The organism is Meridianimarinicoccus sp. MJW13, from assembly GCF_014901205.1.
In the GTDB taxonomy this organism is placed as follows: Bacteria; Pseudomonadota; Alphaproteobacteria; order Rhodobacterales; family Rhodobacteraceae; genus Meridianimarinicoccus.
The window spans coordinates 313629-327041 of record NZ_JACNMU010000003.1; the positions used below are offsets into that span (position 1 = coordinate 313629).

9 protein-coding genes and 1 tRNA gene are annotated in these 13413 nt (G+C 63.6%); all 10 read right to left on the reverse strand.

The genetic code is table 11. The features are described from left to right. Positions 1-25: 25 nt before the first annotated feature. The 10 genes from H8B03_RS07150 to H8B03_RS07195 all read right to left on the reverse strand — a co-directional run bounded on the left by H8B03_RS07150 (position 26) and on the right by H8B03_RS07195 (position 13409). Complete coding sequence (locus H8B03_RS07150; RefSeq protein WP_193141034.1) at positions 26-2662, reverse strand: DEAD/DEAH box helicase; 2637 nt, start codon at positions 2660-2662, stop codon at positions 26-28. Positions 2663-2673: 11 nt separating this feature from the next. After that, positions 2674-4215 (reverse strand): site-specific DNA-methyltransferase, encoded by a 1542-nt coding sequence (locus H8B03_RS07155; RefSeq protein WP_193141035.1) that lies wholly within the window; start codon positions 4213-4215, stop codon positions 2674-2676. Between the two features lie 3 nt (positions 4216-4218). Beyond that, on the reverse strand, positions 4219-4407 hold the full coding sequence (locus H8B03_RS07160) for a type II toxin-antitoxin system Phd/YefM family antitoxin (protein ID WP_011910684.1): 189 nt from the start codon (positions 4405-4407) through the stop codon (positions 4219-4221). Between the two features lie 348 nt (positions 4408-4755). Then, positions 4756-4845 (reverse strand) — tRNA-Ser (locus H8B03_RS07165). Between the two features lie 213 nt (positions 4846-5058). Further along, on the reverse strand, positions 5059-7470 hold the full coding sequence (locus H8B03_RS07170) for a DUF3772 domain-containing protein (protein WP_193141036.1): 2412 nt from the start codon (positions 7468-7470) through the stop codon (positions 5059-5061). Between the two features lie 5 nt (positions 7471-7475). After that, complete coding sequence (locus H8B03_RS07175; protein WP_193141037.1) at positions 7476-8507, reverse strand: cysteine synthase A; 1032 nt, start codon at positions 8505-8507, stop codon at positions 7476-7478. Between the two features lie 55 nt (positions 8508-8562). Then, positions 8563-9588, reverse strand: a complete 1026-nt coding sequence (locus H8B03_RS07180; protein ID WP_193141038.1) for an NUDIX domain-containing protein — start codon at positions 9586-9588, stop codon at positions 8563-8565. Between the two features lie 84 nt (positions 9589-9672). Further along, positions 9673-10884 carry a cyclopropane-fatty-acyl-phospholipid synthase family protein gene (locus H8B03_RS07185; protein WP_193141039.1) on the reverse strand — a complete coding sequence of 404 codons (1212 nt, stop codon included), beginning with the start codon at positions 10882-10884 and terminating at the stop codon, positions 9673-9675. A gap of 49 nt (positions 10885-10933) precedes the next feature. Further along, entirely contained in the window at positions 10934-12355 is a 1422-nt protein-coding gene (locus H8B03_RS07190) for a deoxyribodipyrimidine photo-lyase (RefSeq protein ID WP_193141040.1), read from the reverse strand. A 64-nt stretch (positions 12356-12419) separates the two neighbouring features. Next, on the reverse strand, positions 12420-13409 hold the full coding sequence (locus tag H8B03_RS07195; protein ID WP_193141041.1) for an MDR family oxidoreductase: 990 nt from the start codon (positions 13407-13409) through the stop codon (positions 12420-12422). Between the last annotated feature and the right edge of the window lie 4 nt (positions 13410-13413).

Here is a 13413-nt window from a genome sequence, read left to right on the forward strand (position 1 = left end):
TTGTCTACCTTCGCGATTACGTCCTTTAGATGTGGGCGCTGAGTTTCCCGATGATCTGATCACGCATGCCCAGTCCATCGACGGTTCTCTCGACCACAATGAACAGGCCCCTCTCACTGCTCGTCCTCTCCCATAGCTGACCGATGGTCCGCTTTTCGGCGGTGTCGGGGCCATCGGCGATGTGGGCGCCCTTGTACTCCACGACGAGCAGTCGGCCGTCCTCCAACTGAGCCACGAAATCCGGATAGAACTTGTCCGTGGCCGTCGGCAACCAGAACGAGTTGGGGTGGCGGGCCACGTTGCGGATCCAGAACTTGAGGCCCGGCAAGCTGTCGATGGCTTGCGCGCATTGGAATTCTTCACCGTTCTCGGCCCCGTCGAAAGCAGGTACATGGTCCGGCCCAAGGAAATGCTTACGAGGTTTCCAGCGCCCACGATACCGGCGCTGATCCCAGTACATCCCGTCCTTGAACGCGAAGGCTTGGTCGAAGGACACGTCGACCTTGGCCTCCGGGGCGAAAAGATACCGCTGGTAGACGCCATCGCGTTCCTGCTGACGGATGGCGGCGAGCTTCTCGCGAACCTTGCGGGCGAGGATGAACTTGCACCGCATCAGCGCCGCGATGTGCATGCCGCGTACGGTGATCAGGTGGCCGACAAGGTCGCGCAGCCAGCGGAGCAATTCGCTCTGATGGATGTCCGGCTGGCGCACTTGGCGGTCGAGCCAGAACACCAGCGCCTCCGGTGTCCAGCCTTCAACATCGACGTCGAGTGCCAGTTGCTCCTCTTCGTCCGCGAACTGGTAGGTTATGCGGTTGCCGTCGAGGTCGATTTCGAAGCTGCGTGCCGTCTCGCGGATCGCGAACTCGCCTTCACCCAGTTTCGACGAGTGGTCGAGCAGCGACCAGTCGTGAAACTCCATGAACACGTCAGTGTCGGCGAACTCGAACTCGCCCTGGATCTCGGAGACCAGGCGGGGGACCTCGAACGCCTCGCCCTGTTCTGCAGGCGATAGCTGGTCCTTCACTTCGACGCGATACTTGGTGACGGCCGCCGAGAACCCCGTTCGTTCGGTCTCGGGGAGAGCCTCGACGATCGCCTTTTCGAGGCCGCCGTCAACACGCCCCGTCACGGCGATCTCGACCTTCCCATCGTCGGTTTCGCGAACGCTCACCCCTTCGCGCTTCTTCAGTTCGGCAACCACCTCAGGTGTCGCCGTCACCGTGTGCTTGAAGGTCGGCTTCGGCTTGTCGCGCGGGCCGAAGAGGCCGGTATCTGCATCGAGCGAGGTCTGCGCAGGTTCGATGTTGTCGAGCGCCTCATCCTCCTCGAAGCCCATGGCCACCAGCTTGTCGGCCAGCGACCGCGCCGCCTCGCCGAACGACGGCTCCGACAGGAACGCATAGGCGCGGTTCAAATCCTCGGCCTTGCGGCGCTTGGCATAAGGCATCCGCAGGACTCGCCCCAGCAACTGCTCGACGTCCACCGCGCTCTGGATCCGCGAGACCGAGCAGAAAGCATAGGCGAAGGAACAATCCCAGCCCTCCTTTAGCGCCTCGACTGTGATGACGTACTCGATCGGGCATTTCGGATCGAACAGGTTGATGCCGTCCAGTTCGCGCTGATCGCCGGTGGCCACGGCGATCTTGTGTTCGGGGATCTGCTCGACCTCCATCAGGTGCTTCTTCAGCACCTCGACCGTCACCTCCTGGTTCTTGGGCTGCGCCTGGAACAGGACGATGGGTCGGATGTACGCCGTGTCCTTCTCTGCTTCCTCGGCCAGCGACGCCCGTGACGAGACGGCCCCATTCACGGCGTTCTGCCAGGTGTCGTGCTCGGACAGCATGATCGGCAGCTTGATCATCTCCTCGAGCTTCAGCTCCTGTGCCGTCACGCTGTGCAGGATGTTCGAGTTGAGCCGCGGCGTCGCCGTGAACTCGATGATCGCCGATGGATTGACCCGTGCCTGCATTTCGCGCGTCAGGCCGGTAACCGCGTTGTGCGCCTCGTCCACGATCATCAGCGGCCGGTGGATATGCATCAGATTGGCGAAAGAGAACTTCACGCCGCCGCCTTCCAGCGTTTCCAGCCCCGGCAGGCTCTTGGGCAGCGCCGAAAAGTGCGGTTCCATGTTCTCGTTGTGGGAATAGACCTTCCGGCCCTCGGTGTTCGACACGCGCAGGGTCTGGATCGTGCCCACGACGATGCAGCAATGGTCGCGGATGTCGTGCGGGCGGATGTGGGTGAAATCGGCGATGTCGAACACGCGCACCCGGCCGTCGAAGGCCTCGTCCAGCGCTTGCCGATAGGGATGGCGGGCGTTCTTCAGCGCCTCAGCCGTCTGAAGCCGGATCGTGTTCGACGGAACCAGCCACAGGACCATCGGATAGTCCTTCTCCACCCAGGCGTCGCGCGCGACGCCGATGGAGTGGGCCCCGAGGATCGTCTTGCCGCCCCCGGTGGGCAGGCGCAGGCAGACATAGGGAACGGCCGGCAACTCCGCGAGCGGCGTGTAGCTGCCGCCGTACCGGCCGAGCCGCTTGGTCTGGTCCGGCTCCTTGGTGATCGCCTCGTACGCGCCCTTCGGGCCCGCCACGCGCGCCTCTTCGAAGAACCGGCGGAGAACGGAGAGAGTATCGGTCTGGTATTGCTTCAGTTTCATCCGATACCCCCTCAGGCCCGCGCTTTGACGTCGTAGGGCGTCTGCTTGAAGGTGATGCGCTCACGGTCGAGCGTCGCGGGCGTCAGCCGGGATTGTTCTCCATAGACGGTCAGCGGGCCGTCGAAGTCCGGCGCCAGCTTGGCGATATCCTCACAGATCAGGGCGAGGGTCGAGCGGGTCAGCACGTTGCCGCCGCCAGGCCTCTTGTCGCCAAGGATGCCGTTGTAGAGCAGCGCGTGCGCGCGGCCGTCATGGATGCCGAGCAGCGGGTTCTCGCCACTGCCGTCCCACGGACGGTCGGTTTCCGAGAACCAGATATGCGCTGCCAGCACGGGGAAGCGGATGTCCTGCCGGATGTGACCTTCCTGGTCGAAGACGGGAGGGCCGAGCCGGTAGAAGCGGAAACCGCCGCCGCCCTTCCAACCCGCGCTCTCCGAAATGCCGCCTTGTTCACCGTCGATGACCTTCTGCAGGCGCGGCGCGCAGTGTGTGTGGGCATGCTCGCCCATTTCGATGCCGATGTATCGGCGGCCCATCTTATGAGCGACGGCGGCGGTTGTGCCGGACCCGAGGAAGGAATCGAGCACAAGGTCGTTCGGATCGGTTGCAATGTTAATGATGCGTTGAATTAAGCGCTCGGGTTTCGGAGTCATGAAATTTACTTCACCGAACAGAGCTACGACTTCCTTCTTGGCCTCTTGGGTGTTTCCAACCTCAGTGTTCATCCACAAAGTCTGGGGTACGACTCCCTGCTTCACCTCTGCAAGGAAGCGCTTTATGCGCGGAGTGTTGTTGCCGTCCTTGCCCCACCAGATCCTGCCGTCGCGGTCCATCTCCCAGAACCGCTCCTCCGACACGCGCCAATACATGCCATTCGGAGGACCTGCGATCACCCGGCCGCTGGGACAGGTAATCGCATATCTTCCGGCACCGTAGAAATTTCGCGCGGAAACGTCGCCGGAAGTCCAAGGGCCGCGTGGATCATTGTCCGGGTTCTTGTAGCCTTTGTTCATGCGGTCGGAACGCGGCATGGGGTTTGGCACCCACTTATCGGCATTCCTGGCAAAAACGAGGATATGGTCGTGATCATCTGAAAAATGGCGCGCAGTGTTCTTCGGCGAAAAGACCTTCTGCCAGAGAGTGTTGGCGATAAAATTTCGTCGCCCGAACACCTCATCCATGATGACCTTTAGGTAGTGCCCCTCGTTGTCGTCGATGGACACCCAGATCGAGCCATCCTCGGCCAGAAGATCGCGGAGCAGTTCCAGCCGGGGCCACATCATGGCCAGCCATTGCGTGTGCTCGAGGTTGTCGTCGTAGTGCTCGAAGGCGGAGCGCGTGTTGTAGGGCGGGTCGATGTAGATGCATTTCACCCGACCGGCATAGAAGGGCAGCAGGGCCTTCAGCGCTTCCAGGTTGTCGCCCTGGATCAGCATGTTGCCCGCGCCACCGTCGCCCGCCGACTGATCCGGGACTTCCTCCAGCAAGCGATAGGGCACATGCTGCGCCGTGCGGATGTCCTCGTCCCGTGTCAGCCAGTTCAGTATCGGCATGCGCTACCGCTCGTCCTCTCGTTTCTTGCCGGAGGGTTCCACGGTCCGGCCGGTCAGCCGCTGGTACTCCTCGACCGCAAGGACGACGACTACCGGGCGCCCATGCTTCTCGACCACAACGGGCTCGGCCCGCGCCTCGTCGATCAACTGGCCGAAGTGATGCTTGGCCTCACGGGCAGACACGGCCTTCATGGGCCCCTCCCTGATTTGTGGTCAGAATGATCACAATGAAGGCGGCAGGTCAACGACCCGCGAGAGCGCCACGGTCAGATCGGGAGTTCGACGCCAGTGGCATGTCAACCAAATGGAACCGGGATCGGAGTCCGCGTGGACGCCGGAAAAAATAGGTTACAGAACAGATGCTTGTAAGCTTTTCACCAGATTGGCGCAGTCAACAGGTCCGGAGAATATCGGCCCCGAGAGAACGCTTTGGGCCCTCTTCGCACCGGAGCTGGTGAACAGCCCCTCCCGCATAACCCTCCAAAACAACGGAAAAATCCGGCCGCAGCCGGATCGGGAGAACGCTTTCGCGGGGGCAAGTGGCGGAGAGACAGGGATTCGAACCCTGGAGACGGTTTCCCGCCTACACACTTTCCAGGCGTGCGCCTTCGACCACTCGGCCACCTCTCCGTGAGGCGGACGGTTAGCAGAGATCGGGAACCGAGGGCAAGGTGGTTTTGGTGTTTTTTCGTACTGGATGCCAGACGTTTGACGCGACAGCCGGTGGGGTCGTTGTCGCTCGCGGCTGCATTCTTCCACACCGATGCAAACCGCGCGCGGCTGCGTCGCGACCCGGCCTCGATCCCTGCCCTGCCGTGCCGAAACCACCCCCGCAGTCAGGGCCTAGTCGGGATCGTCGCCTTCGGGCTCCCCCGGGTCGGCTCCGCGCGTTTGCTGGGGCGGCGGCATCATGGGGGTGACCTTGGGGGCAGCCCCCGAGCCTGCCATTTCGCCGAGGGCTTCGGGATTGCGCAGCCACAGGTCGCGCTGTGCGAAGGGGATCTCGATGTCTTCTTCCGCGAAGCGGCGGGCGATCTCGTGGTTCATGTCGGACTTCACGCCCAGCAGGAAGTTGACGTCCCGCAGGATGGCGCGGATCTCGAAGTCGACCGAGTCTGCGCCGAACCCCATCAGGTAGACCGATGGCGGCGGCGAAATCACCACCATGGGATGCTCGTTGGCGATCTCGAGCAGGATCTTTTCGACCTTGCGGGTGTCGGTGCCATAGGCCACGCCCACCGGCACGATAACGCGACCGATGAGATTGCCTCGGGTCCAGTTGGTAACCTGCCCCGAGACCAGATCGGCGTTGGGAATGATCACATCGGTGCGGTCGAAGGTTTCGATCCTTGTGGCGCGCACCGAGATGCGGCGGACATAGCCCATGACGCCGCCCACCTCGATCCAGTCGCCTTCCGACACCGGACGCTCCACCAGCAGGATGATGCCGGACACGAAGTTCGACACGATGGTCTGCAAGCCGAAACCGATGCCGACCGCCAGCGCCGAGGCCAGGATCGCGAGGTTCGAAAGATCAATGCCCGCCAGCGTCACCGAAACGATCGCGGCCAGGAAATACCCGATGTAGCCAACGCCCGAAACGATGGCTGTGCGCGCCCCCAGATCCAGCCGGGTCTTGGGCAGAACCGTGTTGCGCAGGGCACCCTGCACCAGCCGGGTCAGGCCCGCGCCCGCCGCGAACGCCACAGCCAGTGTGAAGAACACCATGGGCGACAGCTGTATCTCGCCGACCCTGAAGCCCTCGCGTACCTTGGCCAGGATCTCGGTCAGGTCGGTGACCCGCGCGCCCCAGATCAGCGCAATGAACGGCAACGACACCAGGATCAGCGCCGCCGCGACCAGCGTCGGGAGAAGACCCTCGTCAGCCTCGTCCTTGCCGCGGCTGGTCCGATACATCTGTATGGTCTGCCTGAACTCGCGATCCAGCAGAGAGATCAGACCCAACACCAGAAAGGTGCCGGCGGTGGAAAACACCAGTTGCTTGCTGAGCACCGCATAGCCGGCAATGCCCGCAAGCGGGCCGACGACCGCAAGGAACATCCCGGCCAGAGCAAGGAAGTTGACCACCCCGTTCGAGAACCCGTGATCCTTCGAGATGTCCTGGGCGACCGTGTGGCGGAACAACCGGCCCATGCGTAGCAGCGCATAGGCACAAATGAAGCTCAGCAACAGGCCGACATAGGCTTCGGTCTGCGGCATGAACTGCATGCGTTGGGAAAAGGTGCTCAGCCCCTGCTCAAGCGCCAGGGTCAACACCATGGTGCGCGACAGCATCCGTCCGCCGGAAACCTGCGAGTTTTGCAGGCGCAGCGGTGTTTCGTCGGGACCCTCCTTGGGGAAAAGGTGGCGTGTCAGCCAGATCCCCGAAATCAGCATGAACCCGAAAGAGGCAAAGCCGGCCAGAAGCGCGCTGCCCGTCCGGCCGAACAGCCCGGTCAGTTGCAGCCCGACCAGCAGCAGGCCAAGACCGGCCCAGGGCAGCACCAGTTGCGCCGCCGCCAGGACCACCCGGACGACATGCTGCAGCACGCGATTTCGGATCTTGGCTGTTTTCTGGAAGGCTTTTTCCAGCCAGTGGCGGCTGCGGAACAGAAGAAAGATGCCCGCCAAAAACGAGATCAACACACTTGGCAGATTGTCGATGATCGACTGGCGCTGGTGTTCGTCCCGCAGAATCAGGAGGATCTCGCTCGGCAGGCGGCCAAAGGCCTTTGAGAAATCGCCGAGCAGCGATCCCCAATTGAACGGGTTGATCGGGCTGGAGTACCGTTTCAGAACCTGCCGCGCCTGTCGGTCCCGCAGCACGGCATCGATCTCGCTGACCAGCCCGTCTGCTTCGACAAAGGCCTCGGTGGCGCGCAGGACCGGTTGGCGCAGTTCCAGAAGCTGCGTGTTCAGTGCCGCGCGACGGTTGGCGACCTCTTCGGCTTCGGCCTCGCCTTCAGCAGGGGCCGGTCCCAGGGCAGAAAGCTGACGCTCGATCCGCTCGACCTGGGATTCATTGGTGTTCTGCGCGGCCAGAAACCGCTCTCGATACTCGGCCAGATCGTTGCGCAGCCGTTCCAACGTCGCATCATCGGCGGTGTCGGCCTCCAGCACACGCTCGATGCGTCCCGCCATGCTTTCCCAGTCGGCGAAGGTCTCCTCGGTGAGATCCTGCGCTGACAGCGGTGCCGCCAGAAGCAACACCAGCATCGCCGCAAGGCGCACATGCGCCGCGATGCGCGTCATCATGCGTGTCAATCCTCGTACACGGCGGGAAGTCTGGCAGGGGCCCGATCCAGCCATGCTGGCACGGGCAGCCCCTTTTCCTTCAGGAAGGCCGGGTTGAACAGCTTGGACTGATAGCGGGTGCCATAGTCGCACAGGATCGTCACGATGGTGTGGCCCGGCCCCATGTCCCGGGCCATGCGTACCGCGCCGGCGATGTTGATGGCCGAGGATCCGCCCAGACACAGTCCTTCTTCCTGCAGCAGGTCGAAGACATAGGGCAAGGCTTCCGCGTCGGGGATCTGGTAGGACATGTCGGGCGTAAAGCCTTCAAGGTTGGCGGTGATCCGCCCCTGCCCGATGCCTTCGGTGATCGAGCCGCCCTCGGCCTTCAACTCACCCTGTGTGTAGAAGTTGTACAGCGCCGCGCCCTCGGGATCGGCCAGACCGATTTTCACGCCCTTGGGTTGAAGCACTTCGGCCACCCCGGCGATGGTGCCGCCCGAGCCGACCGCGCAGATGAAGCCATCGACCTTGCCGCCGGTCTGGTCCCAGACCTCGGGAGCGGTGGTCTCGACATGCGCCTGCCGGTTGGCGACATTGTCGAACTGGTTGGCCCAGATGGCGCCGTTGGGCTCGGTCTTGGCAAGCTTCTCGGCCAGACGGCCTGAATAGCGGACGTAGTTGTTGGGATTGCGATAGGGGGCCGCCGGCACCTGCACCAGTTCGGCCCCGGCCAGACGGATCATCTCCTTCTTTTCCTCGCTCTGGGTCTCGGGGATCACGATCACCGTGCGGAACCCCATGGAGCAGCCCACCAGCGCCAGCCCGATGCCGGTGTTTCCCGCCGTGCCTTCGACAATGGTGCCGCCGGGTTTCAACTGGCCCTTGGCGACCGCGTCGCGGATGATATAAAGCGCGGCGCGATCCTTGACCGACTGGCCCGGATTGAGGAATTCGGCCTTGCCGAGTATCTCGCAGCCGGTGGCGTCACTGACCTTGTTCAGGCGGATCAGGGGCGTGTTGCCGATTGCGGATGCCAGGTCAGGGTAAATCGCCATTGGAACTCCAGAATGCAGATGTGTCTGCCTTGTCTAGGCACGCAAGGCGGCGGTTTCAACCGCCCGCACCAAGCCTGTGGTGGTTTGCATCAAGCCAGTAGGCGGAAATCATCAATGGCCCCACGGGAATGTCACCGCGCGTGATGGCGGCCATCAACCCGGTGCGACTCATGACATGGCCGCGGATGTCCTCACCCTCGATGTCCAGACCCGCCAGTTTTCCGGCATCGTCGGGCAGATCCGCCAGTCCGATGAAGGAATACAGGTACTCGGAAAACGCGCCGGTCGAGGGGTAGTATTCGCCGATCTTGTGCAGCCCCGTCACCTGCACATGCGCTTCTTCCCAGGCTTCGCGGATGGCGGTGTCCTCGGGATCGTCAGCCGGTTCGATCCGGCCCGCCACGGGTTCCATCAGCCAGAGCCCGCGATCGCCGCGCGCCAGCGGCGCGGCGCGCAACTGCTCGATCACCAGCACCCGGTCGCGGACCGGGTCATAGGGCAGAACCGTCACCGCGTCGGAAGCCATGAACACCCCGCGCGTCAGGGCCTCGCTGCGGGTGCCGTCGAAATGGGCGTGGTCATAGATGTAATCGACCACGGTAAAATACTGATAGTAGCCATAGGACTTGTGCTGGACGGTCAGGTCATCGCGATCCAACCCGCTGGGGCAAACCCGCCGCGCCGCCTGCGCACGCAGTCGCGAATCCGCGCGCGACCAGATGTTGTTCAACCAGGTCGTCAGCGTCTCGGGCGAGCGCGACGTCCGGTGCAGCATGATCTCTTCCGCCGCCGCACGCCAGATGTTGCGCCACCGTGGCGTCCAGACGTCCGCACTGAAGGTTCGTCCCGCAAGTATCTGATTGTCCGGCAGGAGTTGTGCAAACTCCGTGGACAGGTCCAGCCCATGCGCGGCCAGATAGTAGTCCAGACGCGCCTGAGCCTCGGCGGTGATCAGCGTCAGGTCGGCCTGCGGCCAGCCTTCGGGATCGCTCAGGTGTGCCAGTTGGTAGGCGCCGCTGCCCAACACGGTCGTCAGCAATGTCTCGTCGGCCAACGGGCCCTGAACCTTGTAGCTCGCCATGCGATCTCCTTGCGCCTGTCGCCCGTTGGTGCCTTCTTGGCGCGGGCGGGTCCAGCCGTCAGATGGCCCCACCCCCGCGACGGGTCAGGCGGGCGCGCGCACGGTGATCTGGGTCACATCGCAGACTCCGGTGCGGAAGGCCGCCGCGCAGGAGGTCAGATAAAAGTCCCACATGCGCCGGAACCGATCATCGAAGCCCATGCGCGAGATCTCGTCCCAGCGATTATTGAAGGATTCGGCCCAGCGGCGCAGGGTCTGGCTGTAGCTCTCGCCGAACTCGATGGATCCCGCCACCGCAAGGCCCGCCTTTTCCACCTCGCGACGCAGCACGCTAGGACTGGGCAGGAAACCTCCGGGGAAGATATACTTCTGGATGAAATCCACCTGCTTGCGGTAGGCGTCAAAGCGGGGATCCTCGATGGTGATGATCTGCAAGGTGGCGGCACGGCCCGGTTTCAGGCGGTTGCGCAGGGTCTTGAAGTAGACCGGCCAGTATTTCTCGCCCACCGCTTCGAACATCTCGATGGACGCGATGCCATCGTACTGCCCGGTTTCTTCGCGGTAATCCTGCAACTTGATCTCGACGCGATCCGACAGGCCGATCCGTGCCATACGCGCGCGGGCATAGTCGTATTGTTCCTTGCTGATGGTCAGCCCGGTCACCTTCAGGCCCCGTTCTTTCGCGGCATACTCTGCGAACCCGCCCCAGCCACAGCCGATCTCCAGCACATGCTCGCCCGGTGCCACGTCCATGCCATCCACCATCGCGGCGTATTTCGCGGTCTGGGCGGCTTCCAGACTTTCCTGCCCGGTGTCGAACAGGGCCGACGAATAAGTCATCGTCTCGTCCAGCCACTGACCATAGAAATCATTGCCCAGATCGTAGTGGTGCGAGATGTTCTTCCTGGCCTGACGCCGCGAGTTCGACTGAAGCCAGAACCGCAGCCGCTCCAGCGCCCGCACCAGTCCCATGGCCGGGAATCCGTTCAGCATGGCGTCGTCGGCGGTGTTGATCAGATCCATGAAAGCCTGAAGGTCCGGCGTGCTCCACCACCCGTCCATATAGGCTTCCGAAAACCCAAGGTCGCCCTCGCGCAGCAGGCGCGCGAACACTTCACGGTTGTGAATGTGCACTTCCGCTACCGGACCGGGCGATGCCCCCTCGACGCGAAACACCCGCCCGTCGTCCAGATGCACATCCAGACGCCCGCAGGGAAGCCGCGCGGCCTGGGCAAAAGCCGCCCCGAAGTAACGCGGCAAATCGGTCTGCCCTTTGGTGCTGGTCAAGAATGTCATCTTCGTTCCTTTGTCCTGTTGCAGTGGCGAGGTTGTCCCCCCGCGTCTTTCAAAAATCCCGTGCCTCATAGGCGGCCAGCGCGCGTTTGCGCCCCTCGGCCAGGCCGACCACCGGGTCGGGATAGGCATCCTTGGCGCTCAGGCCCCAGGATCGGGGCACGGCATCGAAATAGGCCAACGCATCGGCAGAGGGGTTGGCGCGTCCTTCGGCCAGCCAGCGCCCGGAATACCCGTGGCCGGGATCGAACTTTTCCAATTGTGTCACCGGATTGAAAATCCGGAAATAGGGTGCCGCATCGGGGCCGCTGCCGGCAACCCATTGCCACCCCATGGCGTTAGAGGCCGGGTCCCAGTCGCGCAGGCAGTCGGCGAACCACGCCTGCCCGATTTTCCAATGCGTCATCAGATGCTTGGTCAGATAAGATCCGACGATCATCCGCCCCCGATTGTGCATATGGCCGGTCACATACATCTCGCGCATGGCGGCATCGACGAAGGGCACCCCGGTGCGCCCCTGTTTCCAGGCCATCACCTCGGGGCTGTCTTCCTTGCCGGACCAGCCGAAGCGATCCCAGCCCTCGCGCCAGTTGTCGGTGGTGATCCGGGGTGTGTGAAAGGCCAAATGGTGGGCGAATTCGCGCCAGACCAACTCCTTCAGGAAATGATCGGCCCCCTTCGCGCCTTGCCGCGCGGCCTCTTGCCCGGCGTGCCACAACCGGCGTGGGCTGATCTCGCCATGGGTCAGGTTCTCGCTGAGGAACGAGGTCGCGGGCTCTGCCGGGAAATCCCGCATCTTGCGGTAGTCGTCGACCGGCCCGTCCAGAAACCGCGCCAAACGGGTTTCGGCGGCCTCCTCTCCGACCCCCAGATGCGGGCGGACCACCTGGGCCCCGCGGTTCAGGGCGGCATCAAGCTGCCAGTCGGCAATGGTCTCTGACGCGGGCCAGGTGTCGGGGGCCGGAATGCGCGCAGGTGTGGCCAGCGGCAGGCCGGGATCACGATCCTTCACGGCCCGCCAATAGGGCGAATAAACCCGATAATAGCCGCCCTGCTTGGTGTCCACGGTCCAGGGTTCGAACAGCAGATGGCCCGCGAAGCTGCGCGCGTCGATGCCGTCGTCGACAAGCGCGGATTTGACCGAACTGTCGCGCGCGCGACTGTCCGGGTCCACAAGACGCGACCAGTAGACCGCCGTCGCCCCGGTTTCGGCAATCAGCGCCCGCAGGGTATCAAGCGCCCTGCCCCGGCGCAGGATCAGGCGACTATCGGCGTCGCGCAGGCGCTTGTCCAGCGCCTCCGCCCCCAGCGCCAGCCGCCATCCGGGAAGCGCGCCGTGGGTTTCCATGACTTCGTCGTAGATGAACACAGGCAGGACCGGGACGTCCCGGTCGATGGCCGCACGCAGCGCGGGGTTGTCGGCCAGGCGCATATCACGCCTGACCCACCAGATGACCGGATCCTTGCTACTCATACCGCCCCCACGCGCGTCAAATGCCTTTACAATATCTTACGGCGCGGGATCGGGGTCGGATCACTCAGGCGTGCACATCGACCACAACGCGGCCCTGCACCTGTCCTTTCAGGATATCCGCCCCCAGTCGCGGCAGATCGGCAAGGGTCGCGGGTTGGATCATCGCTTCAAGCTTGTCCATGGGCAGGTCGGTGGCCAGACGATTCCACGCCTCGACCCGGTCCTCGATGGGCCGCATCACGCTGTCGATGCCCAGCAGGTTGACTCCGCGCAGCAGGAAGGGAACGACGCTTGCGGGCAGATTGGCTCCGCCCGCCAGTCCCACGGCGGCCACCGATCCGCCGTATTTGATCTGTCCCAGCACCCGCGCCAGCATCGGCCCGCCGACGGCATCGATGCAGCCGGCCCAGGTTTCGGTCTCCAGCGGACGCTTGACGGTCTCGTTGATCTCGTCGCGCGGCACGATCTGCGACACGCCCAGCGATTTCAGGTAGTCGTCGGTCTCGGGCCGCCCGGTCACACCGGCCACCTCGTACCCGAGGTTGGCAAGGATCGCCGTGGCGACCGAGCCCACACCGCCGGCAGCCCCGGTGACCAGAACCGGACCCTTGTCAGGCGTCAGCCCGTGGTTTTCCAGCGCAATGACCGACAGCATCGAAGTATAGCCCGCCGTACCCACCGCCATCGCCTGCCGGGTGGTGATCGCCTCGGGCAGTTTCACCAGCCAGTCGGCCTTGACGCGGGCTTTCTCGGCGTAGCCGCCCCAGCGGTTTTCGCCGACGCGCCAGCCGTTCAGCACCACCCGGTCGCCGGGGGTGAAGCGCGGATCGTCGGAGCTTTCGACCACGCCCGCGAAATCAACGCCCGGCACATGCGGATAAGTGCGCACCAGCCCGCCGCCCGATCCAAGGCACAGCCCGTCCTTGTAGTTCACCGTCGAATATTCGACGGCCACAATCACGTCACCCTCGGGCAGGCGATCTACGGACACGTCTTCGATCGCGGCCGAGGTTTCTCCGGCTTCGTTCTTCTGAACCACCAGTGCTTTGAACATCGTT

Excerpts from the sequence above, each read along its gene's own strand:
- H8B03_RS07190 (WP_193141040.1), bottom strand. The coding sequence starts at position 12,355 with ATGAGTAGCAAGGATCCGGTCATCTGGTGGGTCAGGCGTGATATGCGC.
- H8B03_RS07175 (WP_193141037.1), bottom strand. The coding sequence starts at position 8,507 with ATGGCGATTTACCCTGACCTGGCATCCGCAATCGGCAACACGCCCCTG.
- H8B03_RS07195 (WP_193141041.1), bottom strand. The coding sequence starts at position 13,409 with ATGTTCAAAGCACTGGTGGTTCAGAAGAACGAAGCCGGAGAAACCTCG.
- H8B03_RS07160 (WP_011910684.1), bottom strand. The coding sequence starts at position 4,407 with ATGAAGGCCGTGTCTGCCCGTGAGGCCAAGCATCACTTCGGCCAGTTG.
- H8B03_RS07180 (WP_193141038.1), bottom strand. The coding sequence starts at position 9,588 with ATGGCGAGCTACAAGGTTCAGGGCCCGTTGGCCGACGAGACATTGCTG.
- H8B03_RS07185 (WP_193141039.1), bottom strand. The coding sequence starts at position 10,884 with ATGACATTCTTGACCAGCACCAAAGGGCAGACCGATTTGCCGCGTTAC.
- H8B03_RS07155 (WP_193141035.1), bottom strand. The coding sequence starts at position 4,215 with ATGCCGATACTGAACTGGCTGACACGGGACGAGGACATCCGCACGGCG.
- H8B03_RS07170 (WP_193141036.1), bottom strand. The coding sequence starts at position 7,470 with ATGATGACGCGCATCGCGGCGCATGTGCGCCTTGCGGCGATGCTGGTG.
- H8B03_RS07150 (WP_193141034.1), bottom strand. The coding sequence starts at position 2,662 with ATGAAACTGAAGCAATACCAGACCGATACTCTCTCCGTTCTCCGCCGG.